The organism is Novosphingobium guangzhouense, from assembly GCF_002896965.1.
Lineage (GTDB): Bacteria > Pseudomonadota > Alphaproteobacteria > Sphingomonadales > Sphingomonadaceae > Novosphingobium > Novosphingobium guangzhouense.
The window spans coordinates 313,871-340,556 of record NZ_LYMM01000001.1; the positions used below are offsets into that span (position 1 = coordinate 313,871).

Consider the following 26,686-nt stretch of genomic DNA (forward strand, 5'->3'; position numbering starts at 1 on the left):
TGACACCCGGCCCACCCTCACCCTAAAAGGCCCGGCAGGACAAAGTCCTACCGGGCCTTCTTTTTTTGTCCGTCTCCCTCCCCGAGCAGGCTCGGGGAGGGGATATAGGCTTAGACCACCGCGCAGATGGTTTTCGTCTCAAGGTAGTTTTCCAACGCCTCACGCCCGCTGTCGCGACCATAGCCGGATTGCTTCACGCCGCCGATCGGAAGGCTGGCATCGTACATCGAGTGGCAGTTGATCCAAACCGTACCCGCCTTGATCCGTGACGACAGGCGGTGCGCGTGCGACAGCGATTCCGTCCAGACGCTTGCCGCAAGACCGTAGACGCTGTCATTGGCCATCGCGACGACTTCTTCCACGTCATGGAATTTTTGCACGGCAAGGACCGGGCCAAACACTTCCTCGCGCACGATCTCCATGTCGGCAGTTACGTCTGCCACCACGGTCGGGGTGATGAATGTGCCTGCCGGGCCAAGACGCTCACCGCCCGCGACGATCGCAGCGCCTTCGCTGCGCGCACCGGCAATGAAGCCGCTGACGCGTTCAGCCTGACGCGCATTGACCAGAGGCCCCATCTGGGTCGCCGGGTCAAGGCCGTGGCCAAGCTTGAGGCCGCCGGCGTAAGCGGCAAGTCCCTCGACCACCTGGTCATAGACCGAAGCGTGGACGTAGGAACGCGAACCCGCCACGCAGACCTGCCCGGCGTTGAAGAAGATCGCATTCGCTGCGCCAGGAATCGCAAGGTTCAGGTCCGCATCGCCCATTATCACGACCGGCGACTTGCCGCCCAGTTCAAGGCTAACGCGCTTGAGGTTGCCCTTTGATGCATCCAGAATCGCGCGGCCCGTGGCAGTGCTGCCGGTGAAGGCGACCTTGTCGACATCGTGATGCGCCGCCAGCGCCGCGCCCGAGATCGCACCACGACCGGTGATGACGTTGAACACGCCGTCCGGAAGGCCGGCTTCCTGGATCAGCTCGCCCAGACGGATTGCCGAAAGCGAGGTATCCTCGGCAGGCTTGAGCACCACCGCACAGCCTGCCGCGAAGGCCGGAGCCAGCTTCATAGCCGTCAACACCAGCGGAGAATTCCACGGCACGATCGCCGCGACTACGCCTACGGCCTCGCGGACGGTCCATGCGCGCATTTCCTTGCCCTGAGGCTGATAGGTGATCGACGGCGTGATGGTCTGTCCCTCGATCGCCATCGCCTGACCCGCAAAGAACCGGAACTGGCCGACCGCGCCCGGAATCTCCGCCCAACGTGCGACATAGAGCGGCTTGCCCTGATCTAGCGCTTCCAGTTCAGACAGCTCATCGATGTTCGCTTCGATGAGGTCGGCTATCTTCCAAAGGATGCGCGCGCGTTCGGCCGGGGGCGTGGCCGCCCAGGCGCCTTGCGCCTTGCGCGCGGCAGCGACAGCGGCGTCCACATCGGCCGCGCTGGCATCAGGGATCGTGCCGATGATCTTTCCGCTGGCCGGGTCGAGCGTCTCGACGACGGCACCGTCCGCGGCGTCAACCCACTGCCCGCCGATCAGCATGCGGGCGGCGCGCGGTGCGTCGAACATCGCGGAAACGGCGGAACTCTGAGGCTTGGGATCAAGTAACATCGCTATTCCAATACTAAGGGCCGAAGTGGCCGAGGTTCCCTGTCCTGCGTTGTGCCACATGCCCCGGACCGGGAGGGGTGATCAAGGCCGAGTGATCGCAGCGCGAACATCGGCACAATCACCGGATCACCTCCCGTCAAACTCGCCTATGCCGAAACAGGGCACCGCGCCTCTTGGGACCAGAATTCGCAAAAGTCGAAGGGCAGTCCGACAGGCGGCGCACAGTCCGACACGTCGTTTTCAGTTCACTGGGGGACGGTCCTGACGCAGTCGCGCAAGTCGCGGCAACGATTGGCGACCTTACCTGACAGGCATTTACTCATCGGGGGACGCCTTGCTGCTACCACTAGACAATTCACGCTCGCAAGTACTGGTCGCCGGCGGCGGCCCAGTGGGCATGGTGGCCGCTTATGCTCTGGCGCTGCAGGGGATTTCAGTCCGCGTTCTTGAGAGCACGGCGACCTGCCTTGAAGACATGCGCGCATCCACCCTGCACCCGCCGACGCTCGAAATGCTGGAACAGCTCGGGCTGCGGGAAACGTTGGAAGAACAAGGCCTGCGCGCACCGCTGTACCAGTACAGCAACCGCAACACTGGCCGCTCTTTCTCGCTCGACATGAGCGAGATCGGCGACGTGACGCCTTATCCCTATCGCCTGCAGTGCGAACAGTGGAAGCTCACCCGCCTGATCGCCGCCAAGCTGGCCGAAATGCCCAACGCCGAAGTGCTGTTTTCGCATCAGGTAGCGAACTGCGTGCAAGGCGCTAATGGCGTGCAGGTTTCGGTAGAGACGCCGTTCGACATCAAGCTGTTCCACGCCGATTATCTGATCGGCGCCGACGGCGGCAATTCGACCGTGCGCAAGTGGCTGGGCATCGGTTTCGACGGTTTCACTTACGATGAAACCTTCCTGACCCTGTCGACTGCCTATCCGATCGAGGAGCACCTGCCCTGGATCAAGGAGGTCAACTACGTCAGCGGCGATCCCTTCTGGTGCGTTCTGCTGAAGGTTCCTGGCCTGTGGCGCGTTCTGGTGCCGCAGAAGTCGGGCGCTTCGGTTGCCGAGGTGACGAGCGATGCCGCCAAGGATGCGGTTTTCGCCGAACTTCTGGGAGTGAACACTCCTGTCCAGACAGAGCATCGTACCTGCTATCGCGTACACCAGCGCGTGGCGACGAGCTTCCGCCAGGGTCGGATCATGCTGGCTGGGGACTCCGCCCACCTCAACAACCCGCTGGGTGGCTTCGGCATGAATTCCGGCATCCATGATGCCATGAACCTGGTCGAAAAGCTGAGCCGCGTGATCCTCGAAGGGGCAGATGCGGAAAGCCAGCTGTCGCTCTACGATCGACAGCGACGGACTGTAACGCGCGACTTCGTGCAGGCGCAGACCATCGCCAACAAGGCCGCCGTAGAAGACAAGGTCGATGCTCGCGAGACGCATCTTGCCCACCTGGAAGCAGATGCCGATGCACGGCATGAGTATATCGTGCAGCAGGCAATGATCCGCAGTCTTGAAAAGGCCGCCGCGATCGTCTGAGCACTCGTTTTCGACAACAAACCAACGGCCCCGGAGAGCGCAAGCTCTCCGGGGCCTTTCGCATATCGGTCCGCCCGCCAGTCGGATAGTCCGGGTAATCGGCCGGACATCGTAAGCGCAATCGATAAACTCCGGCTGTCCCTGATAAAGAAGGTTAGCCATGATCCGCATCCCGTTGCTTGCCGCCACAGCCGCGATTTCGGCACTGAACCTTGTCCCGCCCCCCGCACAGGCACAGGCACAGGCACAGGCGGCTCCCGCGCAGGCAACGACTAAGGCCCTGCCCTACCTCACCATCGAGGATCTGCGCCGCACATACGCCGACGCCCAGAGCCGCTATGCCGTGATCGGCGGGCTCAAAATCCACTACAAGGATGACGGACCGAGGAACGCCCCGGTCCTGTTTATGGTCCATGGTTCGGAAAGCAGCCTGCGCACCTGGGACCGGATCGCACTGGCGCTAAAGGGACGCTACCGTATCATCCGATACGATATTCCGGGCTATGGCCTGTCGGATGGCGCAACCGACGCCGCCGCCACGTCGATGCAGCCGACTGACATTCCGGTCGAACTGCTGACGCGCCTTGGCGTCAGGAAGGTTACCTTCGTCGGCGTGTCGAGCGGGGGTACGATGGGCATGTATCTGGCTGCGCGCCGTCCCGATCTGGTGGAACGCCTGATCCTGTCGAACACACCTTCCGATCCGGTCGACACCAGTCACCTTGTCATGCCCAAGTCTTTCATAGACGCAACCGAGCGGGCGAAGCAGACCGGCTTTCGCGACCAGAACTTCTGGGATGAATTCCTCAGCTACTTCGCGGGTGATGCGTCGCGTATCTCTGCCCAGACCCGCAAGGAATACTACGATTTCTATCGTCGTACGCCGGAAAAGAACCTCATCGCCCTCGTTGCCCGGATCGGAGACGGCAAACAGGCCACTGTGGAGATGGCCAAGGTCCGCAAGCCGACGTTCCTGATTTGGGGCGGCGCGGATCATCTTCTGCCGGAATCGGCCGCAAACGCAATCGCCCGCTACCTGAAAAACGCCCAGATTTCGCGCGTGATCATGCCCGACGTCGGCCATTATCCGCCGCTGGAAGTGCCCGAACGCTTCGCTCAGCTGATCGCCGCCTATGTCGAGGCGGGCACTCCCAATGTACCGGCGGAAGCAGCCGTACCCTGAAGACAAAGCCCGCGTCCGGCTACTTGCCGGACGCAAATCCCTCGCCGGCGATCCACCAGCGGAATTTCTCAAGCCAGTGGTCGGCCGTACCACCTGTCTGCTTCATGCCGAAACCATGCCCGCCACGTTCATATAGATGCGTCTCCGGGCGATAGCCGCTGGCGAAAAGCGCATCGTAGAAGGGGCGAAAGCCATATCCCACCGCCATGTCGTCCTGCGCCATCGCAAGGAACAAGGGCGGCAGACGGCCGGGGGCAGGTTGAGGTGCCGGACGCAGCCACGGCTCGCTCGGCGTGCCTTCAGGGTAAGGCAGGTTCGCAGGCGGCAGCTGCGGTAGCTTCGCGCCGAAAGGCATACCATAGATCAGCCCCGCGAAGTTGGGCCGCGCCGCCTGCGGGGCCAGCGCCATCATCCCTGCCACATGACCCCCGGCTGAAAAGCCGACTACGCCGATCCGCGCGGGATCGATGCCGTAGTCCCTGGCCCGCGCGCGCAACAGGCGGAGGGTTTCCAGCCCGTCGGCCACGCCCGGATCACCGCCGACGCCCGCCGGGATAGTCTTGTTGACGCGCGCGCGCATGGCGTCATTCGTTTCGCCCGGCAGAGTCTGGATCAGGCGATACTTGAGCACAAAAGCAGCGATGCCGTGCCCGGCCAGCCATTCCGCCACTCGCGTACCCTCATGCTGAATGGCGAGCAGGCGAAATCCACCGCCCGGCGCAATGATGACTGCTGCACCGGTTGCTGTTCCGGCAGGCGGCAGAAAAGCCTGATAGGACGGAACGGTTACGTTCCACAGCGTTTCCCCGCTTTCCCCGCTATCGCGCAGTTCCTCTGAGACCGCGGCGCCTACCTTGCCCGGCCAGCCCTTGATCTCGGGCGCCCCATTCGGCCAGACTGCGACGGGCTCCCGAACTTCCACTCCATCAGAGCGCTCACCCGCAGGCGAAGCCCCAAGGGTGGACAAGGCGGCAGAGGCCGAAATCGGCGACATCGCCATTACCGCAAGCATTAAGGCGCAAAGAGAACGACGCACGTGCAATCTCCCCGTAGCGGCCGAAATCCGGGTGGCCGCGGACCACCCGGATCATGCGCACTCACAAAAAGATGTTATCACCGATAAAACGAAATAATCGCATGTCGGACATTGCCGACATCAGGCCTCCAGCACTTCCAATGCCACTCGCTCCGCTGATTCAAGCGCGCCTTCCAGCCCCCTTGCTCCGGTTGCGGTATGTTCGCCGCAGAAATGCAGGCGGCCGGACGGCTTGGACATTTCGGGCACAAGGCGACTCACCTGACCGGGGCCGAAATAGGCCCAATCGCCGCCGTTGAACACTTCCTGTGACCAGCTGAAGTAGTTGCGCGCCATCAGCTTGCCCTTGGCTGCAGGGCGCATCGCCTCGATCTGACCGACGATCATCGCCAGCGCCTTTTCGCGGCCAAGCCTGTCCCAGTAATTGGCAAGGCTGCCGCGTGCCTGCACCAACAGCCCGGTGACTTCCTCGGGCGTAGCGCCGAAGTGCTGCGGGATAACCGTACCTGCGAGCCCATCGGTCCACATGCCCGGCGAGAGACCATCTTCGTCCCAGAACGGTGCCGTGGCCGTCAGGAACGCCATCGACAACGGCTGGTAGGCGATCTGCGACACAGCCTCCGCTTGCGCACCCGACAGTCCGGGCATGATCTTGACGTGGCGAAGTGTCGAGAACGGCAGAGAGCAGATCACCCGCTTGGCACTGAATGTCGAGCCATCGCGACAATAGACGGTCGCCCCGCTATCCGTGGTCTCGATCGCTACTATTTCTTTGCCAAGGATCACGTCACCTTTGAGCAGCTTGGCCATGCCGATCGGCAAGTGCAGGTTGCCGCCCTTTACCCCGAAGGATTTGGTCCCCGCTTCGAACTGCGCCTTCACGAAGCCGTCGTTGAACTCCAGCATCAGCGCCGATACGTCCCACGAATTGGTGCCGTAATAGGGCGACACATCGTTGGCGAGGCGGATCGCCGGGTCGGAAAGGCCCTGTGCGCGCAGGAAGTCGTGCAGCGGCACATCAAGAGCAGCACTCGCGGGATCTGCCCAGGCATTCCAGTCAGCCAGCGGTGTGCGCTCTGCGAGGAGCTTGTTGACCATCTCCGCAGGCAACACCGACTTCATCGAATCCGGGAACGGATTACCGGGATGACTCGCCCATTGCTCTCGGGTCAGAGGCTGGCCGTTCATCCACAGCATCGGCGGCTTGCCAGCGCGGTAGCGACTGCCGATGTCTTCCAGCGTAACCCCGGCGCGCTGAGCAGCGTCGATTCCACGGCCGTATCCCTCACCCATCGAGTTGAAGCCCATTTCCGGGTAGCCCGGCTCGTCCAGCAGCGTCATCACGCGCCCGCCAACGCGCTGCCGCCCTTCCAGCACAGCCACCTTGAGCCCCTGCTCCTCAAGCATCCACGCCGCCTGCAGGCCTGAAACGCCCGCCCCCAGCACAAGTACATCGAGTCCGGTCGCAGTTTTTTTCGCCGGGGCTGCCAGCGCCGCGGTGGGCAACATCGAGGCTATCCCTGCGCCGATCGCGCCTTTGGCCATCCCAAGGGTGAAGCTACGCCTGTCCATCGTCATGGCTCGAAGACTCCTAGACTCTCTTACGGTGATCAACTGATTCGACACCCCATTGCCACGCCCGCGCGGGGCCGGGCAGTCAAGCGATCAATCTGATCGAACAGCGATCAATCCGAGGCAAAGGACTCGATCGTGCATCTCCTGCAACTAGGCAGGAGGCAGCCGATGGGCATTTTCAAAACATCTTATGGAGTGGCGATGATGGTGAACAAGGTCTCGCAACCCGGCATCCGGGAAGCCATGCCCCTGCTGTGCAACAATGAAGGCGTCTGGGAGGGCTGGTATCGCTACTATGACGCGAAGACCGGCGAACTGACCGACCAGCATCGCTCGCGCCTGTTCTGCCGCCTCGTCGGCGAGCCGGGCCATGAGGAATACCACCAGACCAACCACTACTTCTGGGACGACGGCAGCGTGGAAGTCCGTGACTTTCCCGCCTGGTATGAAGACGGGCGCATTCGCTGGGACAACGAACTGATCAAGGGCTGGGCCGCGGCCATGCAGCCCGACGACTACAACCGTTCGACCTGTCTCAACTGGACCCGCCACAACGAGCCAGGCATCTATCTCTACGAGATGATCCAGGTGAATGAGGACTTCACCAAGCGCGCCCGCACCTGGCAGTGGTTCCGAGACGGCGAGTGCTACCAGCGCACCCTCATCGACGAGCGCCTCGTCACGCGCGACTGGCGCACTTTCGAAGACACCGGCGCTCCGAATAACTGACCGCATTGCGGGCGGGAAGCGCGGATTATAGCCTCCTCCCGCCCGTAAGGCTGGACAAACCCAAGCCCGACGATCAACGGTGACGCTCATGGACCTGGTCAAACTGCAACGCATGGTTGCGATCTACGAAGCCGGCAGCTTCCGGCAAGCGGCGCGCGATCTCGGCATCTCGCAACCGGCGCTCACATGGAGCATGCACCAGCTCGAAGAGGCACTGAACGGCCGGCTGTTCGAACGTGGACCGCGCGGCATCCGCGCGACGCCGCTGTGCGACCGCCTTGTTCGTCGGGCCCGACTGATCTTCCGGGAACAGGAGCGCATTCTCGACGAAGTGGCGGACAGCGCGCATAACCAGACGATCAACATGGGCGTCCATTCGATCTTCCTGACCGACGCCTTCGCCCGTTGCCTTGCTGAGTTTTCAGAGCAGTATCCATCAACGACGCTGCGCGTGTTCGAAGGGTATAGTTCCCAGTTGCTTGGCCGTCTTCAGCAGGGAGAGGTGGATTTCGCGTGCTGCGCTATCCCTTCAGAGGAAGAGCATGGCGGCACGTTGCTGACGGAACCGCTCGGCACGCTCAATTACTCCGTGGTCGCGGCAGCAAATCATCCGGTTTTTGACGATATCGCCAAGGGTCGTCCGATTTCGGAATATCGCTGGGTGGAGTTTGATACCGCGATCGTTGGCGCTTTTCCGGGGCGCAACGACATCGTTTCGGTCATGGCCACCGCAGGGCGTGACGTAGCTCGCAAAAGCGTGCGCACCGCGTCCATGGATGTCATTCGCCTGTTGGTGCTCAGCGGAGATTTCATCGGATTGATCGCGGATGAGCGGGTGGCCGAGGAGCTGGCAAGTGGCGCTCTGAAGCGGTTGCCCGGCACCGAGGTTACGGCTTCGCAGTTCGGCTTCGTCAGCATGGCTGAAAATTTCGAGACTTCCGCCTGCAAGGCACTGCGCGAAATCCTGGAAAAGTCGGCCTTCGAGCCGATGCGCAAAGCGCACTCAAGCGGCACCTAACTGCACCTAGCGCTACCACATCGCCCACACACGGCGATCTGGATAACGCAATAGAGATGCCCATCCGATCCACACCCAATGATCAAAAATTATGATCAGCGATCCGCCATATCTGTCTGGCGGTCATTCGCAGGAGCTTGATCGACGCTGGCTGCGGCTTCATCCATCCAGATCGCGGCACATAGCCTCTCGGCCATATGGAGTGATCAGCTCATGTCGAATATCAAGCTTACCCGCCGCGAAGGTCTCAGCCTTGCGGCGATCGCCGCAGGCGTGGCGGCGCTTCCTGCGGCGGCATCCGCAGCAAGCAAGTCCGCATCTGCCGCCTCGCGCCTGAACTTCACGACCAAGATCGATTTCAAGGATCCGGTCTGGAACCGCGATACGTATGCGCGCATCGACGGCGACGTCGATCCGACCAAGGAAAAGTGCGGCTGGCTTCGCGGCAAGGCTTTCGGCGTGCGCGACAACGAGAAGATCCGCCCGCTGTTCATTGCCGAGGGCTTCAGCTTCACCCGCATCAAGCGGCTGGACGACGGCAGCTGGCGCCGTATGCTGCGCGAGGTCGTGTTCTATCGCGACATCGAAACCGGCAAGCTGCTGGAGACCTGGGACAACCCCTACACCGGTGAGACGGTCAAGGTCGTGCCGATCGCCAACGATCCGTTCAACTTCACCATCAGCGACAAAGTCCCCGAGCCGCCGAGCTACGGCGGGCTGCAGAAAGTGAAGACCGAACCCAAGCCGTTCCTGATGGACTGGATGGAGGGGCCGGAAGGCACCCTGATCGTCAACACCGACATCGACATGATCTATCCGAACGCGCTGCAGCCGGAAAAGTGGCCGCGCGAATCCTCGGGCGTGATGAACCGCGTATCCGAACACTTCATCTACACTGTAAAGCGCGAGGACGTAGAGAACCCGAACCTCACGCACATCCCGCATATCGGCGCCTGGACCCGCATGACGCCGTGGCTGCCATGGATGCTGATGGGTCAGGCGCCCGGCCACATCACTTACTTCACCACGTTCCAGACCCTGCCCGGCGGTATCGCGGAACTGCCGCAGGATCTGGTCGAGGCCGCGCGCAAGATGGACGAGAAGTGGCTGCATTCGCCGACCGAAGACTACGGCCCCTCGCTCTCCAGCCTTGAAAACTACGCGCGCGAACAGAAGCCCGCTCCGGTTCCGGCAGGCTGGAGCCCGCCGCAGCCGCCGGCTGCGCCCAAGAAGCTGGGATAAAACAAAACGCCCGGCCGCAAGGCCGGGCGTTTTCGTTTGTGCTGCGCTGTACCCGAAGGGCCGCTCCCGCGCCCGTCAGGACGCGGGAAAATCCGAGGTTCAGTTGAGGACAGGAAATTCCATGTCCGGCAGTTCGGTGCAGTTGATCTCTTCAGTGATGGCAGCTGCCGTCGCCTTGAGATCAGCAAGGTGACGTTCCACCGCTTCCCCTTGCTTCATGGCGGCGGCGAAGTAGATCATCGTGAGCGCCGCTTCGAACTGACCGTCGCGGAAGATCGGCACCGCCACCGACGAGGTTTTGCCCGGCGTCAGGTTGTGCTGGCCCCAACCGATCGCCGCGTAGCCTTCTTCGCGAATCTTGTTGAGCGTGTTCACCGAGACATAGGCGGTCAGATCCTGCTCCGACGGCGAACCGACGAGAGAAACCCAGTCCATGACCCGATCCAGCTGTTCCGGCGTCATATGCGCGAGGCACACGCGGCCGGAGGCGCAGTCCATCAGCGGCAGACGGAAACCCGGATAGTACCGCTCGAACGTGAGCGAGGTGTCCGCATGGGTCGAATCGCGCACGACCATGTGCGTGCCGATGCGAACCGTCAGCGAGACCGGCCAGCCGATTTTGTGCGTCAGCGCCCGAAGGTGCCGGCGGCTGTGTTCAACCAGGAAGCTGTCCGCCTGAAAGCCTTGCGACAGCGACTGGACGAGCGCGGTAGGCCGGTAGAACTTGCGCGCCGGCTCCTGCTCGATAAGCCCCTCATGCATCAGCGTCTGCACGATACGGCAGGCGGTGGGATAAGGGATTCGGCCACGCTTCGAGATCTGCATCATCGAGAGCGAGCCCATCTGATTTATTTCCTGCAGTATCGAAATCGCCCGGCAAACAGCCCGGATCGGTACACCTCGTTCCATAGCTTCACCCCAAACCCGTATTTTTGATCGGACCCCTCCTCCGATGTTTGTGAAGCTATCGTTACGGCCCCGATTACCGCCTGGCGAATGCTTTTTTATCCGCAGGGCGATCACAAAATCCGCACACCGAACAAAAAACGGCAGACTTGCGCGTTTATCCACACTGCGGAGCGCGATGAAATGCGCCTGTCATACGGCCGCTGACGATGAGAAGTTTCCCTCCTGCCCTGCTTGGAGGCTGAAAATTGCTCCAGACCCCGCGCGTCGAAACCGAATCGCTCGCATCCGCTCCGCCCCTCGAAACCGGCGTGATGGTACGCTATGGGTTGGGGCAGACTCGTGCGCAGGTCTTTCGCGATACGCCCGCCGCGCTTCTGCCCGTCTACATGACCACCGTGCTGGGCGTACCGGCATGGCTGGCAGGGCTTGTGATCCTGCTTCCCAAACTGTGGGTCATCATCTGCGATCCGCTGGTCGGCGCATGGTCCGATCGGCGGGTAAGTTCGATCGGGCGCGTACCCTTTCTTGCAGGTGGCGCCATCGCGACCAGCATCGGCTTCGTCCTGTTGTTCAACCTGCCCGCGATGACGTCTCCCTATCTTGCCGCCGCCGCCACAAGTGCGATCTTCCTGTTGGCGATGACCGCTTTCAGCGCCTTTTCCGTGCCGTATCTGGCTGTCGCCGCGACGCTTTCGGCCGATCCGCACGAACGCACCAAGTTGCTGGCCTGGCGTATCGCCTTCACCACGCTTGGCGTTGTTTTGGGGATCGGCCTTGCCCAGCCGACCGTCGTGTGGCTCGGCGGTGGAGGGCAGGCGTGGAGCACCATGTCGGCGATCTTCGCCGCCCTGTGCCTTGCCTCCATGCTCGGCTGCGCGCTGGGCCTGCGCACCAAGCTGCGCCCTGCCCCTATGGCCCGCCAGCCCTTGCCCTTCATGCGGATGCTGGCGGCGGCATGGCGTAATCGCGCGTTCCGGCAGCTTACCGCAATCCACCTGCTGCAGACCGTGGGGCAGGCCTGTAGCTACACGGTGGTCGCGCTCGTCTTCGTCTACCTTGTCGACCGGATCGAATTGCTGACTGCCTACGTCCTGATCATGTCGCTGGCGGGCCTTGTCACGCAGCCGCTGTGGCTCAGGATTTCGCGCCGGATCGGCAAGATTTCCCTGTTCGTCTATCTGTGCCTCGGCTGGTGCGCGGTGACGCTGACGTGGCTCGGCATCGACTGGGGCGACGGCATCCGTTTCGGTGCCATCAGCGGCAAGGACGCGCTGATCATGCTGCGCGGCGCGGTGATCGGCGTGACGAATGCCGGCTTCATCCTGCTGGTCACTTCTCTGTTCACGGATACCGTCCATCTTGGCGAACAGGAAACCGGGATCGAAGGTGGCTACGCGGGCCTGTGGTCCGCCTGCGAAAAACTGAGTTTCGCGCTTGGCCCCGTGATCTCGGGCGCTGTGCTGAGCCTTTCCGGCTTCGTGTCTTCCACATCCGGCCCGGCGCAGCAAAGCCCCGCGGCGCTTTTCGGCGTAGTGCTCAATTATTCGCTGATCCCGGTGGCCTTCTTCCTTGCGAGCCTGCTGCTGGTGCCGGGGCTGGCGCGTGCCATGCGGGGCGACTATCCGTAGAACGGACATGCCGCGCCGATCACTCGACGGTGCCTCTTGCCCGTTCCAATGCGTGATGTGATGACCAGCCAATCTGCTCCGAAGACGCTCTACGACCGCCTCTGGGACGCGCACACCGTAGTGCGCGGCGATGCGGGCAAGGATCTGATCTATATCGACCGCCACCTTCTGCATGAGGTGAGCACGCCCCAGTCGTTCGAGCTTCTGCGCGACAACGCGCTGAAGGTGCGCCGTCCGGTGACGCAACTGGCCGTGCCCGATCACGCGGTACCTACCTCTGAACGCGGCGGCGCGATCAAGGGCGAACTGGCGCGCAAGCAGGTTGCTCTGCTGGAAGCAAACTGCGCTGAATTCGGCATCGAATACCTTGCGCTGGAAGGCGAACGACAGGGTATCGTCCATGTCATCTCGCCGGAACAGGGCTTCACGATGCCCGGTATCTCGCTGGTCTGCGGGGACAGCCACACCGCCACTCACGGCGCGTTCGGCGCGCTGGCGTTCGGTATCGGTGCAAGCGAATGCGGCACGGTGATGGCCACGCAGACGCTCTGGCAGGCCCGCAACAAAAACCTGCGCGTCCACTATGCCGGACAGTTGCAGCCGCATGTCACCACCAAGGACATGATCCTGGCGCTGATCGGCACGATCGGCGCGGGCGGCGGCATCGGCCACGCCATCGAATTCACCGGCGACGCCGTGCGCCGCGCCTCGATGGAAGCGCGCATGACATTGTGCAACATGGGCATCGAGGCAGGATCGCGCGTCGCCCTCGTCGCGCCGGATGACACCACTTTCGCCTGGCTCAAGGGCCGCCCGCGCGGACCGCAAGGCGCGATGTGGGACCGCGCCGTCGAATACTGGCGCACCCTGCGCTCCGACGACGATGCCGTGTTCGACCGCACGGTAGAGATCGACGCTGCCGCCATCGCACCGCAGGTAACCTTCGGAACCTCGCCCGATCAGGTCATGGCGGTGGACGGCACCGTCCCCGCTGGCCCCGCGCGTGCGCTCGATTACATGGGACTTGAAGCGGGCAAGCCGATCGCCGGGATCGGCATTGACTATGCCTTCATCGGCAGCTGCACCAACAGCCGCATCGAGGACCTGCGCGCCGCCGCAGGCGTAATCCGCGGCCGCCATGTGGCCGAGGGCGTGACCGCGATGGTCGTCCCCGGCTCTACCGTCACCAAGCACCAGGCCGAGGCCGAGGGGCTCGACAAGGTGTTCGAGGCGGCGGGCTTTGCCTGGCATCACGCGGGCTGTTCGCTCTGCGTGGCGATGAACGGAGACTTCGTGCCCGAAGGCAAGCGTTCCATCTCCACCTCCAACCGCAATTTCGAGGGCCGTCAGGGCGCCGGCGCGCGCACGCACCTTGCCAGTCCGGCGATGGTCGCCGCCGCCGCGATCGCCGGCCGCATCGTCGACGTGCGGAAGGAGTTCGCCTGATGCCCGGCTTCACCCCCTTCACCGCCCCCGCCTTCGTGCTGGACGAGGACGACGTCGACACCGACATCATCTTCCCCGCGCGTTTCCTGCTGCACACCGAACGCAAGGGCCTCGGCCGCTTCGCCTTCCATGACCGTCCGGCCCTGCTCGAAGCCTACGAGGCTGCGGGCAAGCCGCCGATCCTGCTGGCAGGCGCCAACTTCGGCTGCGGATCGAGCCGCGAACATGCCGTCTGGTCGCTTGACGGCATGGGCCTGACCGCCCTGTTCGCGCCCAGCTTCGGCGAAATCTTCCGCGGCAACTGCGCGAACAACGGCATGGTCGCAGGCGTGATGGCCGCCGATACGCTGGCCGCGCTGCAGGCACTGGCCGGTAAAGGGGCGAACGCAGGCCACGCGCTTTCGATCGACCTTGCCGCGCAGACCGTCACCTGCGCCGGGCAGCAATTCGCCTTCACCGTTCCCGACAGCGACCGCGAAATGCTGCTCGCCGGATGGAACAACACCACCCGCATCCTTGCCCTTCACGGGCAGGACATCTCCGCATTCGAAAAGGCCCAGCGCTCAGCCGCGCCGTGGCTCTGGACAGAGGAAACTGAAGCATGAGCGCAAACATCCTGAAGGCCAAGCTGGCCAAGGGCGAGTTCTTCCCGGTCCCCGGCGTGCACGACATGATCGCCGCGCTGATGGCGGAGCGTGCGGGCTTCGACGTCGTCTATGGCAGCGGCTACTGGACTACGGCTTCGGGCTACGGCCTGCCCGACGCGGGGATCGTCAGCTACACGCAGATGCTGGACCGCATGGCGACGATCAAGCGCACCATCGGCTCGGCCCTGATCGCGGATGCCGACACCGGCTTCGGCGGCCTGCTCAACGTCCACCATACCGTGAAGGGCTACGAGCAGGCAGGCATCGCCGCGATCCAGATCGAGGATCAGGAATTCCCCAAGAAGTGCGGCCACACGCCGGGCAAGCGCGTCGTCACCACCGAAGAGATGGTCGACAAGATCAAGGTCGCCGCCGAAGCGCGTGAGGACATGCTGATCATCGCCCGCACCGACGCCTACCAGAGCTTCGGCCTGGACGAGACGATGCGCCGCCTTGAAGCCTATGCCAAGGCGGGCGCCGACATCCTCTTCCCCGAGGCGGTGACCACCGAGGAAGAGATGCGCAAGGTCTGCGAAGCCTTCGACAAGCCGGTCATGGTCAACATCGCCAACGGCGGCGTCACCCCGCCCTACCCGACCGAAGTGCTGTCAGAACTGGGCTTCGCCTTCGCGATCTACCCCGCGCTGACCAGCCTCGTTTCGGCCCGTGCGATGGAACTGGCACTCAACCAGCTGCGCGACCACGGCACCGGCGAGCCGACCGAACCCGGCCTGTTCGACTTCAAGGAATTCTGCTCGCTCGTCGGCTTCGAGGAGGTCTGGGCGTTCGACAAGAAGTGGGCGCGCTGATGGGCACGACCACGCGCGCGGCGGTGCTCGCCCAGTCGGGCGGCAACGCGAAGCCTTACGCGCAAAACACGCCGCTGCGTTTTGCTGAGCTTGAACTCGACGCGCCCGGACAGGGCGAAGTGCGCGTCGCCATTGATGCGGCGGGCTTGTGCCATTCCGACCTGTCGGTGGTGAACGGCGACCGTGTGCGCCCGATGCCGATGGCATTGGGCCACGAAGGCACCGGCATCGTCGAGGCGCTTGGCCCCGGTGTCACCGGGCTTGAGGTTGGCGACCGCGTGGTGCTGGTGTTCCTGCCTTCGTGCGGCCGCTGCACGCCCTGCCTCTCGGGCGAGGGCTACTTGTGCGAGACGGGCGCTGCGGCCAATGGGCGCGGTGAACTGATCGGCGGGGGCTTCCGCCTGCATGATTGCGGCAGCGACGTGCACCACCACCTCGGCGTCTCGTGCTTCGCGACGCACGTTGTGGTCGACCAGCGTTCGACCGTTAAGGTGGACCGCGACATTCCCGCCGACGTCGCCGCCGTATTCGGCTGCGCGGTGCTGACGGGCGTTGGCGCGGCGATCAACAGCGCGGCCATCCGCGCGGGCGAGACGGTCGTGGTCTTCGGCCTCGGCGGCGTCGGCCTCGCAGCGCTGATGGGCGCCGTGGCGAGCGGCGCGGCAACGGTGATCGGCGTGGACCTTGCGCCGAACAAGATCGCGCTTGCGGGCGAACTGGGCGCCATCGGCACCACCCCGGACCAGCTTGAGGCCGTCATGGCCGAGCATCTTGCCAAAAACTCCGGCGGCAAGGCTGACGTCGTGATCGAAACCGTGGGCAACGCGAAGGTGCTGGCCTCGGCCTATGCCGCCGCGCGCCGTGGCGGCCGCGTCGTCACCGTGGGCCTGCCTGCGCCCGAGCAGCGGCTTGACCTGCAGGCTGTCTCTCTGGTGGCAGAAGGCAAGTCGCTGATCGGCTCCTACATGGGATCGTCGATCCCGGCACGCGACATTCCGCGCTACGTGGCGATGTGGAAAGCCGGTCGCCTGCCCGTGGACCGTCTGATCAGTTCGACCCACAAGCTGGACGAACTGAACGAGATGCTTGACGCGATGGATCGCGGCGAAGCCATCCGTCAGATCATCCGGTTCTGATAATCCGGCCCTCGTAACAGCAAGCCGATAATCCGACAGGCGGGCAAGGCGCTTGCGCGTTCTTGCCCGCAGGTTGTTGCTGAGATCGATTGATGCTGGCAGCGATCGGCTGCTTTTATCAGGGGTCTTTGCATGTCACCCAGGCTCATTGTTCTGGCCGCGCTGAGCGCCGCCACTGCCATGCCGCTTGCGCCCGCCGCCGCGCAGCAGCAGCCCACGCTTGATCCGAATTCCTGTGTGGTGCCGCCGTTCTATTCCGGACCGGCGCCTTATAAGTCGGTGGAGCAGCTTCCGGACCGGCGCATGACCTTCCGCATCTGCGCGCCCGATGCAAAAGAAGTCCTGCTGACCAGCACCGACATCGCCAAGATCATCCCTATGGGCTTCCCGCCCGGCACGCCGCAGGGCCTGGCGATGGCGAAGGACAAGACCGGCTTGTGGACCGTCACCACGCCCCAGCCCGTGCCCGCCGACACCTACCGTTTCGCCTTCCGCGTCGACGGCGTGAAGACACCCGACCCGCTCGGCAAGACCTTCTCCGAGGAACTCAAGGGCATCAATTCCACTTTCGAGGTTACCGGCCCCGAAGGCGCGTTTCAGACCTGGGACGCCAGGATCGCCCACGGCACAGTCTCCACCGTCGAATACTGGTCGGCTTCGCTGGGCATCAAGCGCCGCGCCCATGTCTACACCCCGCCGGGCTATACGAAGGACGCGCGCAAGTATCCGGTGCTCTATCTGGTCCACGGCGCGGGCGACAGCGACGACAGCTGGACCAGCGTAGGCCACGCCAACCTGATCCTCGACAACCTGATCGCCGGCGGCAAGTCCGTGCCGATGATCGTCGTCATGCCCGATGGCCACACGCCGCTGCGCGAAGGCGTCATGACGCTCGACAACCCGGACTTCGGCAACGATCTGATCAAGGATCTGATCCCCTACGTCGATGCCAATTACCGCACGGACGCCAGCCCCGCGACGCGGGCGATGGCGGGGCTGTCGATGGGCGGATCGCATACCCTGCGCAACGGCCTGACGCACCCCGACCTGTTCCGCTGGATCGGTGTGTTCTCGATGGGGCTGGGCGTCGGCCCCGACAAGGGCCGCGTGGATGACTATGCAAAGACTTACGACACGGCACTCAAGCAGTCGGCAAGAGATATGAAGCTGCTCTACTTCGCGATGGGGCGTGAGGACTTCCTCTATGGCACCGTCGCGCCCACGCGGGCGCTGTTCGATCGCTATCACATCGCGTATCATTACAACGAGACCGGCGGCGGGCATGAATGGCCCAACTGGCGTCGCTACCTCGCGGACTTCGCGCCAAGGCTGTTCCGCTGATCCGCTATGGAGAGGGTGCCTGCCACCCTCTCCATCTGGCGATCAATTTATTGTTGCACCCTAATAGATTTCCGATTCTCGATCATTCTCGTGCCGCCACCAAGGCATCAGGGATGACAGGGATGACACAGGACAGCCGGGCCACCGGCGAATTGACGGTAATCCGGCTTGAAGTCGAACCGGCGAGCGCCGAGGCGCTGGCCCCGTTCGGCGCGATCGTCGGCCGCGAGGCGCCGGTCACGCCGGTATCGGTGGACTTCTACAAGGGCGCGGTGAAGATGAGCTATCCGGCACGCTTCATGTGCGAACACCCGGTAGAGATTACCCTCGCCCAGATGGACCGCCGCGAGGGCGAAGTGCGTTACATGGAGCGGCATTTCCAGCACACGCAGGCCTTCCTGCCGCTGGGCGGCAAGCCTTTCGTCGCGGTCATGGCCCCTCCCGGCGAGGACGACCTGCCCGACCTGTCGAAAGTCCGCGCCTTCCGTTTCGACGGCAGCGCCGGTTTCGCCATGCACATCGGCACCTGGCACGAATTTCCCTTTGCGGTGGAGGATGGCACCGACCTTGTCGTCATCCTCTCCAGCCAGACCGGGTACGACCTCAAGGCAAAGGACGCCAAGACCGAGGAAGCCCATGGGCCGGACCTCGACAAGAAGGACATCGTGGCGCGCACCGGCCACGTCTTCCGTTTCGATCTGGGAGTGAACTGACAGTGGCCGAACGCATCAATCTTGACCGCAAGGCGCATTCCAAGGGCAGCCAGCCGGTCATCTTCGAGAGCGAGACGATCGACGCGCTCGCCGGCATGGTGCTGGCGCTGCTGGGTGAAGTCGTAGTGCTCAAGGACCGCCTCGACGCGAACGAGCGCCTGCTCGCGGCAGCGGGCTTGCACAGCCCGGCGGACATCGACATGTTCGCCCCCGACGCGCAGACGAAGACGGAGCGCAGCGCCTATCGCCAGGCGATCTACGACCGCGTGCTCGGCTCCGCCCGCGACAAGCTGATGCCCGAGGCACTCGCACAGCAGAACGACTACGAAGGCGTCCTCGACGCCGTGACCCGCGACTGAGGCAGGAGCAACACCCATGGAACAGTACCGCCAGGAACACTTCGGCCACGCGGTCATGCCGCAGGCCACCCATGACGAGCAGGCGATGGAGGACCATTTCCTTGCCATGCGCGCGTGGACCAACCGCAACATGGACCCGCTCGACCGCCGCCTGCTCGACGAAGTGATCGTCCCCGGCATCGAGAAGAAGACGGGCACGAAGCCCACCTCCAGCACGCAGGTCCGTCAGGCACTGGAAGCGCATCCGCTGCACCAGTACTGGCTGACGCTGTCGCTCACTTATCAGGATCGCATCTGGCAGGCGCTGGATGGCGCGATCGACCGGCAGTACGACGAACTGGCCGGCAAGGTGAAGGCGCAGGTCTCGGAGCCCAAGGGCTCGCTGCAGTTGAACCCCGATCTTGAGATCCCGCGTTACATCGCGGCCTTCGACCATCACCGGATGCCCGGCAGCTATGTGGTCGATACGGCTGAGGACGACTTCCGCGCTGGCGCTCTTTATGACCGCTTTGCCTCCACTTACCTGCGCAATCTCAACGGCGGGTGGAAGAACGACGGCCGCGGGCACAGCCTTGCCAGCCACGTTCAGGATTTCTACCCGGACTTCAAGCCGAAGCGCATCCTCGACCTTGGCTGCTCGGTCGGCCATTCGACCGTCGCTATCGCGCAGGCCTTCGCCGACGCGGAAATCTTCGCGCTGGACGTAGGCGCGCCGATGCTGCGCTATGGCCATGCCCGCGCGGAATCGATGGGCGTACCCATCCATTTCAGCCAGCAGGACGCCGAACATACCGACTTCGCGGATGGCAGCTTCGACCTCGTCTGCTCGTCTGCCGTGATGCATGAAACATCGGCCAAGGGCATGCGCCAGATCTTCAAAGAGTGCCACCGCCTGCTGCGCGAAGGCGGCGTGATGTGCCATGTCGACGTGCCGCCGCGTCACGAACACATGTCGCTGTGGGACCAGATGCGCTGCGACTTCGAAAGCCACTACAACAACGAACCATTCATGACCTCCTTGGCGCGGATCGACTGGCACAAGGTTGCGGTCGATGCCGGTTTCGCCAGCGACAAGGTGCTGGTCGGCTACCGCAAGGGCACGTCCTACCTGAAGCCCGATCGCGAGGACTTCTTCACCGAAGGCCACCCGCAGGGCCATGCGATGATCGGCAGCTGGTACGCCTGCTCTGCGATGAAGTGAGAGTATCGGTGGTCCCGGACCGTTCCGGGGCCACCGTTTTCGGCTGACGGAGGTGGGTTACTTCCCCGCCACGCGCTTGAGGAACGGCATCGCGGCCTCTACTGAGCGCGCGGGGCAGTCCATCGGCATCATGTGGCCGCACTGCGCCACGATTTCCAGCTTCTTGTCCGTGGCTCCAAGCATTTCCAGCGCCTGATGCCCATCCTTTTCCACCGGCACCTCGTGGTCGTTTGACGACCACAGCAGCAGCGTGGGCACGGTGATCGCGCGCAGGTCTTGCGGGGTGCGCGAAAACGCCAGCGACCCCGTAGCCGCCTTCATCGCGCCCGCCGTGGTTGCAGGATCGCGCATGGCCCGGTTGTTGAGGTCGGTCCACTGCGCCACCAGTTCCGGCGTCACCGCTTTCGCATCAAGCATGTTCGCAAGCATGATCTGGCGCCAGAATTCAGGCTCGTGCCAGCCGGGATGCTTCGCATCCTGCGCCACCGCATCCTTGAGCGCCTGCGGCATGGCGGCGTAATCGATCTTGAGCGGACCTGCGGCAATGTTGGACAGGATCGCACCGGATACACGCTCCGGTCGCGCGGCGGCATAGGCAGCCGTCTGCACTCCCGCGCTTGAGGTGCCGACGATCACGAAGCGCCGCACCCCCAGCTTGTCCATCAACCCATCGATCACGGCGATGCGCTGATCCAGTTCGTAATCATTGCGCGGGTTGGGACCGGACAGGCCAAGCGGCGATTGGTCGAAGCGTATCACGCGATAGTGACGTTTCAGCTTTGCCGCCCAGCCATCCCACTGACGCAAGTTTGCATAGGAACCGTGCAGCAGCAGGATTGCCGGGCCGCGCCCCTCATCCACATAGTGCAACGGCTCTCCGGCGATCGTCTCGAAGTGCGACGCCGGCAAGGCGTAGCGTTCGCGCAGGTGCGCGTCGGAGAGCTGCGGGGGCGCCTCGGCCCCTGCCCCTGCCCCTGCGATCGACGCGATCGCCAGCATGGCGGCTCCGACTGCCCAGCGCATTCACATCTCCTTCAAAGGGCTTCACCTGCCAGCAGGCGGGCGCAGTCGCTGTCGCCCGTCTGGCGAGCCTTTCGGATCGCGCCCAGGGCAATGGCGTACAGCCCGGTTCCCAGCAGCAGGAACGGTACACAGACCAATGCGATCGACCAGCCGACCATGGCCGGATTACCGAACACGCGCTCGGTTACGCTGGCGACGATCAGCGGGCCAAGGCTGGCGCCAAGGATGGTGTTGAGCACCAGCGTCAGCGCGATGGAACTGCCCCGCATGCGCGGTGGCACCACCGACTGCAACGTTGCGAACATCACCGTGCCCACGACCGAGAAGACCGCGTTGGCGGAGGCGACCAGAACGGTCGCGAAGTGGAGTTCATGCGCCAGCACCGAAAGCGTGAAAGGCAGCGCGAAAAGCGGCGCGATCGACAGGATGCGAAAGCGCGCCAGCGTGTCGCCCGAACGCATCGAACGGTCAAGCAGCGTGCCGCCGATCAGCGGACCAATCGCCGAAAACAGCATAGAAAGCGGGCCAAGCCACGCCCCGAGATAGCCGGGCGTGGCGCCATAGGCGCGCAGCAACATCGACGGCGCCCACGAAGCACCGCCGTAAGCGACCGTGAAACAGGTCGCAAAACCAAAGTAGAGCGGCAGCAGCACCCCGCGATTGCGCCACAGGTACACCGCCTCTGCCGCACCCGGCACTTGCGCGGCGCCTTGGGGGGCATCCCCCTGCCGGGGCGGTTCACGCGTCAACACCAGCATGGCAAGCGCGATCACAAGCCCGCAAGCGCCGAAGATGACGAACACGATGCGCCAGGGCACCAGCGCGCCCAGCACCGGAAAGCCCAGGAACGCCCCGGTTCCCGCCGCCGCAAGGATCAGGCTGGTCAGTGAAATGGCGACTCCGTTGGCCAGCCCTTGCCCCATCATGTAGACCGAGATCGGGCGCCCGCGCCGCGCAGGTGCAAAAAGATCCGCAATCAACGAGATCGCGGCCGGGCCAAGCGCCGCCTCGCCCAGCCCCACCAGCAGGCGGGCGGCAAAGAGCGAGCCGAACGACTGTGCCAGCCCGCTGCCGATCGTCGCAAGGCTCCACAGGCCGATCCCTGCGACGATCAGGTTGCGCCGCGAAATGCGGTCGGCGGCAAGGCCCATCGGGATGCCCATGAAGGCATAGAACAGCCCGAAAGCAAGGCCCTGCAGCAGCCCGATCTGCTCATCGCTGATGCCCAGCGTGCCGCGGACCGGATCGACCAGAATGTTCAGCGCGGCCCGGTCGATGACCGACAGGATACCCGCAAGGAACAGCATGATCACCATGGTCCAGGCGCCCCGCGTATTGGGCCGCGCGGCGTCAGTCACCAAGACGTCAGGCAAGTCGAGAGCGATCGGGCCGGCCACGGTCAGAGCAATCCGGCAGCGCGGGCGCGCGTCTTGATGTAGTCGCCCAGCCAGTCGAGATTGCGGAAGCGCAGCGTGCCGCGCCCCACCGCCGTCGAACTATGCGCCATCCCTGCGACAAGGCGCAGGCACTTGGCCATCAGGAACACTTCGATCGCATCCTTCTCTTCGGGTGTGAACGGACGCACGGATTCGTAGCCCGCCTCGAAAGCCTCGCCGATCTTGGGATCGAAGCCGTAAAAGAGGTTGCCCCACACGAAGTTCTGCACGTCCTGCATGAGGAAATCCTCACCCGCCGCGTCGAAATCCAGAAGGGTGATCTGGCCATCTTCCGCCACGTGGACATTGCTCGGATGGAAATCGCGGTGGCACACGCCCAGCGGCACCTTGCCCGAAGCGGCGAACTCGTCCAGCCGCTTGTCGAGGTTGGCGGCGATGATCGGATAATCGCGCAAGTCGTCCGGGCGATCGTAGACGAAGTCGATCAGCGCGGGCATGCAGATGTTGTAGTCCTTGGCCGTCTCGGTCGAGAACTTGTGATCCTTGCCGACCCATGCGTCGCCATGCAGGTGCATCTCGGCCATGGCCGCGCCGATGCGGAAGGCGGTCTCTTCGGAAAGGCGATCGCCGAACTTCACGCCCGGCGCCCAGTCGTAAAGCGCAAGGGCGCGCTCGCCCTCGGGCGACATGACCTTGAAGTAGAGCTTGCCGTCATGCTGCGGCACGCCGACCGAGGCGGGGAAGCCCGCGCGGCGCAGGTAATCGAGGAAGTCCAGTTCGTAGGACACGTCATCGACGTCGCGGTAAGTCTTGCGCCAGACGCGCAGGGCGTACTTCGCCTCGGCGTCCTGCACCAGATAGACGTCGTTCATGCCGCGATAGAGCAGGAAACAGGTGAGGTCGCCCTTCAACGCATAGCGGCGCGCCACTTCGCGGACGATGAAATCCGGGTGGAGGACCGAGTGCGATACTTCGGCAATCGGAAGGTCAGAGGCAGTCAAGGAAGTCTCGCAGTTCATCGGCAATTCGCTCCGGTGCAATATCGAAAATGTCGCGGTCGAGGTCGGTAAGTTCGACCACTCGGCAGGAAGGCAGCCGCGCGGCCGCCTTGAGTGAAAGGTGCATGAGGTCTTCGGCGGGCTGCAGCAGCAGCGCGGGCTGGGCGACTTGTTCGAGACGCGCGAAGTCCCACGACCACACTCCCCGGTAGGCCCAGGTGAAGCGGTCCATCGCGCGCGCCTTGTCGGCGAAGTTCAACGCCGCTTTTTCCAGCGGCACGCGCGGGTCACGTTTGCCCACGACATAGGCCCACAGGCCCGCCGTCAGGTCGCGTACCACGGTTCCTTCCTCGTCGAGCGCGGGATAGTTCTCCGCATCGGCAAGGCGGCTGGCCAGCGCATCGGCATCATACATCGGGATGCCGGTAAGGCTCACCGCGCGCACCCGGTCCGGCCGGGCAATAGCAAGTTCGCAGGCCAGCAGAGATCCGGTGTGAAAACCGTATAGATCGACCTGGCCTGCCAGCACGCCTTCCACCTCCAACGCATCGAGCGCATCGGAGAAAGCCGCCGCATAGCCCGCCATGCCCGGAGACGCAGGAGGGGCATCCGACATGCCGTAGCCCGGTGTGTCAAAAGCCACGACCAGCCGGTCGGCCGCCAGCGCGGCGATCAGCGGCTCGTACTCGAAGGACGATGACGGGTTCTGGTGGAGCAGCACGACGGGCGCACACTCCCCCGCCGTTCCGGCGATGCGGTAATGCATCTGGCCATAGCGGCAGGTTGTATAAGCTCTGCTGATCACAGCGCGGTATTCCCGAAGCCCTCTTCGCTGCGAAGGCGCGCGGCGGCGAACTTGTCTTCGTCGAGGTCGTAGGCCCACAGGAACAGCCCGTTGATCGTGAACATGATCGAGGGGATCACCGCAAAACCGACCTTGAGCGCCAACATCGCGCTTTCGGGCTGCTTCACGATCGCGCCGCCCGTCGTCGGCACGTAGCCAAGCGCATGGAGGAACACGCCGAGCACCGCGACGCCGAGCGCGAAGCTGACCTTCTCGACCACGGCGATGGCGCTGGAGAGCAGACCCTCGCGCGCCTCGCCGGTCAGCACGCGGTCATAAGCCTGCGTGTCGCCCAGCATGGAGATCGACATGAGGATGATCGCGCCCGAGCCAAGCCCCCCGCCCACTGCGCGCACCATGATGCCCACGGTTGTGATGGTGTCGTCGGCCAGCAGCCAGCTCAGCGTGGTCAGGCAGAAGATCACCACCCCGCAAAGGTACGTGCGGCGCTTGCCGATGGTCTTGCCGCTCCACACCCACAGCGGCATGGCGAGGGCTGTCACCACGTTCTGCGTCACCGCCATCACGATCTGGCCGGTGTAGCCCACGCCTACGACGTTGAGCATGTACAGCAGCATTGTCGATGCGACCGAGGCAAACGACAGGAACTGGAAGACTTTCGCGCCCAGCAACATCATGAAAGGCCGGTTGCGGGCAATCGCGCGCATCTGCGCAAAGCCCGGCAGGTGCTTGCCGGTCGCGGGCTGCGTGCCGTGCTGGACTGGCACAGAAAGCGCCGTCGCGGTCATGGCGCCTCCGATGATGAGCGCCATGACGAGGCCCATCGTCGCGAAGCCAGCGCGGCCCGCGCCCCCGCTCTGGATCAGCCAAGCCGTGCCCGCCATCGCCAGCAGCTGGCCGATGGAGACGAACACCGTGCGGAAACCGATCAGACGGGTGCGTTCGTGGAAGCCGTCAGTCAGTTCAGCGGGCAGCGCCATGTACGGCACGTTGAACAGGGAATAGGCGGTCGAATAGATCACCAGCGCGGCGATCATCCATACCAGCAGCGCGTCCTGCCCCATGACCGGCGGCGCAAACAGCATCACGAACGATACCGCCGAAAGCAGCGCCCCTGCGGCAAGGAACGGCTTGCGGCGGCCCCAGCGCGTGCGGGCACGGTCGGACAGACTGCCGATCACCACGTCGATCACCGCGTCTGCCAGCTTCGAAATCATCAGCAGATAGCCCGCGATCTCGGGCGACTGCCCCAGCACGGTGGACATCAGCGCCGGGAAATAGGTCGTCACGGTGTTGAGCATGATCGACACGCCCACCGTCCCCACCCCGAAGCCCAGGCAGATACCCATGCCAAGGCGCTTGTGCGCGCCCGCCCCTTCAATGCTCGCAGTCGCGTCCATCTTCATGCTCCGGTTCCGAGGAATTGCGCGATCACGTCCGCCTTTGCCTGCGCCGAACCGCCGGTCGATGCCTCATGCCCGTCTGCCAGCAGGCCAAGCGCAGTCTTCACCGAGGCATTGAGCAGGGCGAGTTCTGTCTCGGGCTTGAGCAGCAGCGTCGGCGCGGCGATGCGGGGCATGCGCTCGAAAGCGCGATAGCGGAACGCGGCGATATAGGGCTTGGGATAAGTATCCAGCGCCTTCAACACGTCCAGCGTGACCCGGTGCAACACTTGTGCAGGCGGCATTGGCACGGCGAGGCGGTGCTCGGCATCCTTCATGAAGTGCGGGAAGAACAGCGCCTGATCGCGGCAGAAGTTGAACGCCCAGATCAGGTGGCGGCCATATTCGTCAGGCTCCACCGTGGGCGCATAATTGGCGATCACGGCGTCGCGCAGTTCGTCCTCGTACTCGGTAATACCGTCAAGCACGAGGCGGCGCACGCGGCCCTCATGGCCGGCCGCCAGTTCGCACGCGATGCGCGCGCCGGTGTGGGTGCCATAGGCGTCCACTTCCTTGAACCCGAGCGCGTCGCATAGCCGGTCCATCGAATCGGCGAAGTAGGCAATGTCTGGTTCGGCCGGTGCAGGCGGGGGCGAATCGCCGTTGCCCAGCGTGTCAGGCGCGACGATCTCACCCAGTCGCCCAGCCGCGCGCAGGGCGAGCATGAAATCCTGCAGAAACCAAGAAGACGCGGGCGAAGCGTGGAAAAGCAGCAGCGGCGTGTGCCCCGGCTCCGCTGCTGGAAGGCGCCGCAAGTGAAGCTGGCCCTCGTCGAGCCGCACGAAAGCGCGCTCTATCTGCGCAAATGGGTTCTTGTCAGTCGGGTTCATGAGAGGCAGGCTATGCGCAGTTGCCCGCCGAGCCACGACATGAAGAGAAATTTTATCGGCTAGCGA

At 63.9% G+C, this 26,686-nt stretch carries 24 protein-coding genes and 1 pseudogene; 15 read left to right on the plus strand and 10 right to left on the minus strand.

Going from position 1 to position 26,686, the window contains the following annotated elements; genetic code table 11:
* Positions 1-110: 110 nt before the first annotated feature.
* Positions 111-1,544, minus strand: a complete 1,434-nt coding sequence (locus A8V01_RS01215) for an aldehyde dehydrogenase family protein (RefSeq protein ID WP_103094196.1) — start codon at positions 1,542-1,544, stop codon at positions 111-113.
* Positions 1,545-1,947: 403 nt separating this feature from the next.
* On the opposite strand from A8V01_RS01215, the gene A8V01_RS01220 reads away from it, so the two are divergent.
* Complete coding sequence (locus A8V01_RS01220) at positions 1,948-3,153, plus strand: FAD-dependent oxidoreductase (RefSeq protein WP_245892204.1); 1,206 nt, start codon at positions 1,948-1,950, stop codon at positions 3,151-3,153.
* A gap of 160 nt (positions 3,154-3,313) precedes the next feature.
* A complete protein-coding gene (locus A8V01_RS01225) occupies positions 3,314-4,336 on the plus strand; it encodes an alpha/beta fold hydrolase (RefSeq protein ID WP_103094118.1) in 1,023 nt (340 codons plus the stop codon).
* Between the two features lie 19 nt (positions 4,337-4,355).
* On the opposite strand, the gene A8V01_RS01230 is transcribed toward A8V01_RS01225, so the two are convergent.
* Together A8V01_RS01230 and A8V01_RS01235 are read right to left on the minus strand one after the other, a co-directional pair.
* Positions 4,356-5,336 (minus strand): alpha/beta hydrolase, encoded by a 981-nt coding sequence (locus A8V01_RS01230; protein ID WP_245892206.1) that lies wholly within the window; start codon positions 5,334-5,336, stop codon positions 4,356-4,358.
* 156 nt (positions 5,337-5,492) lie between these two features.
* Positions 5,493-6,950, minus strand: coding sequence for a flavin monoamine oxidase family protein (locus tag A8V01_RS01235; protein WP_103094120.1), 1,458 nt, complete (start codon positions 6,948-6,950; stop codon positions 5,493-5,495).
* A gap of 165 nt (positions 6,951-7,115) precedes the next feature.
* Between A8V01_RS01235 and A8V01_RS01240 the strand changes: the two genes are divergently transcribed.
* The 4 genes and pseudogenes from A8V01_RS01240 (at position 7,116) to A8V01_RS01250 (ending at position 9,936) form a co-directional block, all read left to right on the plus strand.
* Positions 7,116-7,676, plus strand: a complete 561-nt coding sequence (locus A8V01_RS01240; RefSeq protein WP_245892208.1) for a DUF3598 domain-containing protein — start codon at positions 7,116-7,118, stop codon at positions 7,674-7,676.
* A gap of 112 nt (positions 7,677-7,788) precedes the next feature.
* Positions 7,789-7,881 (plus strand): annotated as a pseudogene (locus A8V01_RS29660) (helix-turn-helix domain-containing protein); the annotation flags it as partial.
* A gap of 159 nt (positions 7,882-8,040) precedes the next feature.
* Entirely contained in the window at positions 8,041-8,694 is a 654-nt protein-coding gene (locus A8V01_RS01245; RefSeq protein WP_245892217.1) for a substrate-binding domain-containing protein, read from the plus strand.
* A 213-nt stretch (positions 8,695-8,907) separates the two neighbouring features.
* The gene (locus A8V01_RS01250; protein WP_103094122.1) at positions 8,908-9,936 is read left to right on the plus strand and encodes a DUF1838 family protein; all 1,029 of its coding nucleotides are present in this window, start codon (positions 8,908-8,910) and stop codon (positions 9,934-9,936) included.
* A gap of 99 nt (positions 9,937-10,035) precedes the next feature.
* Here A8V01_RS01250 and A8V01_RS01255 read toward each other — a convergent pair whose 3' ends face one another.
* Positions 10,036-11,007: an IclR family transcriptional regulator domain-containing protein gene (locus A8V01_RS01255; RefSeq protein ID WP_245892219.1), complete on the minus strand. Its 972-nt coding sequence runs from the start codon at positions 11,005-11,007 to the stop codon at positions 10,036-10,038.
* A gap of 83 nt (positions 11,008-11,090) precedes the next feature.
* Here A8V01_RS01255 and A8V01_RS01260 point away from each other — a divergent pair, with 83 nt between their 5' ends.
* The 9 genes from A8V01_RS01260 (at position 11,091) to A8V01_RS01300 (ending at position 20,125) form a co-directional block, all read left to right on the plus strand.
* Positions 11,091-12,473: an MFS transporter gene (locus tag A8V01_RS01260; RefSeq protein ID WP_245892221.1), complete on the plus strand. Its 1,383-nt coding sequence runs from the start codon at positions 11,091-11,093 to the stop codon at positions 12,471-12,473.
* Between the two features lie 60 nt (positions 12,474-12,533).
* On the plus strand, positions 12,534-13,919 hold the full coding sequence (leuC, locus tag A8V01_RS01265) for a 3-isopropylmalate dehydratase large subunit (RefSeq protein WP_103094199.1): 1,386 nt from the start codon (positions 12,534-12,536) through the stop codon (positions 13,917-13,919).
* On the plus strand, positions 13,919-14,524 hold the full coding sequence (locus A8V01_RS01270) for a 3-isopropylmalate dehydratase small subunit (protein ID WP_103094124.1): 606 nt from the start codon (positions 13,919-13,921) through the stop codon (positions 14,522-14,524). The genes leuC and A8V01_RS01270 overlap by 1 nt, the downstream gene beginning before the upstream one ends.
* Positions 14,521-15,375, plus strand: a complete 855-nt coding sequence (locus A8V01_RS01275; protein ID WP_103094125.1) for an isocitrate lyase/PEP mutase family protein — start codon at positions 14,521-14,523, stop codon at positions 15,373-15,375. The genes A8V01_RS01270 and A8V01_RS01275 overlap by 4 nt, the downstream gene beginning before the upstream one ends.
* The gene (locus tag A8V01_RS01280) at positions 15,375-16,511 is read left to right on the plus strand and encodes a zinc-binding dehydrogenase (protein ID WP_103094200.1); all 1,137 of its coding nucleotides are present in this window, start codon (positions 15,375-15,377) and stop codon (positions 16,509-16,511) included. The genes A8V01_RS01275 and A8V01_RS01280 overlap by 1 nt, the downstream gene beginning before the upstream one ends.
* Before the next feature lie 132 nt (positions 16,512-16,643).
* Positions 16,644-17,852: an alpha/beta hydrolase-fold protein gene (locus A8V01_RS01285; RefSeq protein ID WP_103094126.1), complete on the plus strand. Its 1,209-nt coding sequence runs from the start codon at positions 16,644-16,646 to the stop codon at positions 17,850-17,852.
* A gap of 122 nt (positions 17,853-17,974) precedes the next feature.
* A complete protein-coding gene (locus A8V01_RS01290) occupies positions 17,975-18,565 on the plus strand; it encodes an ureidoglycolate lyase (protein WP_103094127.1) in 591 nt (196 codons plus the stop codon).
* A 2-nt stretch (positions 18,566-18,567) separates the two neighbouring features.
* Positions 18,568-18,924: a hypothetical protein gene (locus A8V01_RS01295; protein WP_103094128.1), complete on the plus strand. Its 357-nt coding sequence runs from the start codon at positions 18,568-18,570 to the stop codon at positions 18,922-18,924.
* A 16-nt stretch (positions 18,925-18,940) separates the two neighbouring features.
* Positions 18,941-20,125: a class I SAM-dependent methyltransferase gene (locus A8V01_RS01300; RefSeq protein WP_103094129.1), complete on the plus strand. Its 1,185-nt coding sequence runs from the start codon at positions 18,941-18,943 to the stop codon at positions 20,123-20,125.
* 57 nt (positions 20,126-20,182) lie between these two features.
* Here A8V01_RS01300 and A8V01_RS01305 read toward each other — a convergent pair whose 3' ends face one another.
* Genes A8V01_RS01305 through A8V01_RS01330 form a run of 6 tightly spaced genes read right to left on the minus strand, consistent with a single transcriptional unit; the run spans position 20,183 to position 26,620 of the window.
* Entirely contained in the window at positions 20,183-21,148 is a 966-nt protein-coding gene (locus A8V01_RS01305) for an alpha/beta fold hydrolase (protein WP_103094130.1), read from the minus strand.
* Between the two features lie 11 nt (positions 21,149-21,159).
* Complete coding sequence (locus A8V01_RS01310; protein WP_245892222.1) at positions 21,160-22,545, minus strand: MFS transporter; 1,386 nt, start codon at positions 22,543-22,545, stop codon at positions 21,160-21,162.
* A 2-nt stretch (positions 22,546-22,547) separates the two neighbouring features.
* Positions 22,548-23,546 carry a phosphotransferase enzyme family protein gene (locus tag A8V01_RS01315; RefSeq protein ID WP_245892224.1) on the minus strand — a complete coding sequence of 333 codons (999 nt, stop codon included), beginning with the start codon at positions 23,544-23,546 and terminating at the stop codon, positions 22,548-22,550.
* The gene (locus tag A8V01_RS01320; RefSeq protein WP_245892226.1) at positions 23,533-24,348 is read right to left on the minus strand and encodes an alpha/beta fold hydrolase; all 816 of its coding nucleotides are present in this window, start codon (positions 24,346-24,348) and stop codon (positions 23,533-23,535) included. The genes A8V01_RS01315 and A8V01_RS01320 overlap by 14 nt, the downstream gene beginning before the upstream one ends.
* Positions 24,345-25,754, minus strand: a complete 1,410-nt coding sequence (locus tag A8V01_RS01325; RefSeq protein ID WP_103094132.1) for an MFS transporter — start codon at positions 25,752-25,754, stop codon at positions 24,345-24,347. Before A8V01_RS01325 ends, A8V01_RS01320 begins: the two co-directional genes overlap by 4 nt.
* Positions 25,751-26,620 (minus strand): alpha/beta fold hydrolase, encoded by an 870-nt coding sequence (locus A8V01_RS01330; RefSeq protein ID WP_103094133.1) that lies wholly within the window; start codon positions 26,618-26,620, stop codon positions 25,751-25,753. The genes A8V01_RS01325 and A8V01_RS01330 overlap by 4 nt, the downstream gene beginning before the upstream one ends.
* Between the last annotated feature and the right edge of the window lie 66 nt (positions 26,621-26,686).

Excerpts from the sequence above, each read along its gene's own strand:
- A8V01_RS01215 (WP_103094196.1), bottom strand. The coding sequence starts at position 1,544 with ATGCTGATCGGCGGGCAGTGGGTTGACGCCGCGGACGGTGCCGTCGTC.
- A8V01_RS01225 (WP_103094118.1), top strand. The coding sequence starts at position 3,314 with ATGATCCGCATCCCGTTGCTTGCCGCCACAGCCGCGATTTCGGCACTG.
- A8V01_RS01230 (WP_245892206.1), bottom strand. The coding sequence starts at position 5,336 with ATGGCGATGTCGCCGATTTCGGCCTCTGCCGCCTTGTCCACCCTTGGG.
- A8V01_RS01235 (WP_103094120.1), bottom strand. The coding sequence starts at position 6,950 with ATGACGATGGACAGGCGTAGCTTCACCCTTGGGATGGCCAAAGGCGCG.
- A8V01_RS01240 (WP_245892208.1), top strand. The coding sequence starts at position 7,116 with ATGGGCATTTTCAAAACATCTTATGGAGTGGCGATGATGGTGAACAAG.
- A8V01_RS01245 (WP_245892217.1), top strand. The coding sequence starts at position 8,041 with ATGGGCGTCCATTCGATCTTCCTGACCGACGCCTTCGCCCGTTGCCTT.
- A8V01_RS01250 (WP_103094122.1), top strand. The coding sequence starts at position 8,908 with ATGTCGAATATCAAGCTTACCCGCCGCGAAGGTCTCAGCCTTGCGGCG.
- leuC (WP_103094199.1), top strand. The coding sequence starts at position 12,534 with ATGACCAGCCAATCTGCTCCGAAGACGCTCTACGACCGCCTCTGGGAC.
- A8V01_RS01270 (WP_103094124.1), top strand. The coding sequence starts at position 13,919 with ATGCCCGGCTTCACCCCCTTCACCGCCCCCGCCTTCGTGCTGGACGAG.
- A8V01_RS01275 (WP_103094125.1), top strand. The coding sequence starts at position 14,521 with ATGAGCGCAAACATCCTGAAGGCCAAGCTGGCCAAGGGCGAGTTCTTC.
- A8V01_RS01280 (WP_103094200.1), top strand. The coding sequence starts at position 15,375 with ATGGGCACGACCACGCGCGCGGCGGTGCTCGCCCAGTCGGGCGGCAAC.
- A8V01_RS01285 (WP_103094126.1), top strand. The coding sequence starts at position 16,644 with ATGTCACCCAGGCTCATTGTTCTGGCCGCGCTGAGCGCCGCCACTGCC.
- A8V01_RS01290 (WP_103094127.1), top strand. The coding sequence starts at position 17,975 with ATGACACAGGACAGCCGGGCCACCGGCGAATTGACGGTAATCCGGCTT.
- A8V01_RS01300 (WP_103094129.1), top strand. The coding sequence starts at position 18,941 with ATGGAACAGTACCGCCAGGAACACTTCGGCCACGCGGTCATGCCGCAG.
- A8V01_RS01305 (WP_103094130.1), bottom strand. The coding sequence starts at position 21,148 with ATGCGCTGGGCAGTCGGAGCCGCCATGCTGGCGATCGCGTCGATCGCA.
- A8V01_RS01325 (WP_103094132.1), bottom strand. The coding sequence starts at position 25,754 with ATGAAGATGGACGCGACTGCGAGCATTGAAGGGGCGGGCGCGCACAAG.
- A8V01_RS01330 (WP_103094133.1), bottom strand. The coding sequence starts at position 26,620 with ATGAACCCGACTGACAAGAACCCATTTGCGCAGATAGAGCGCGCTTTC.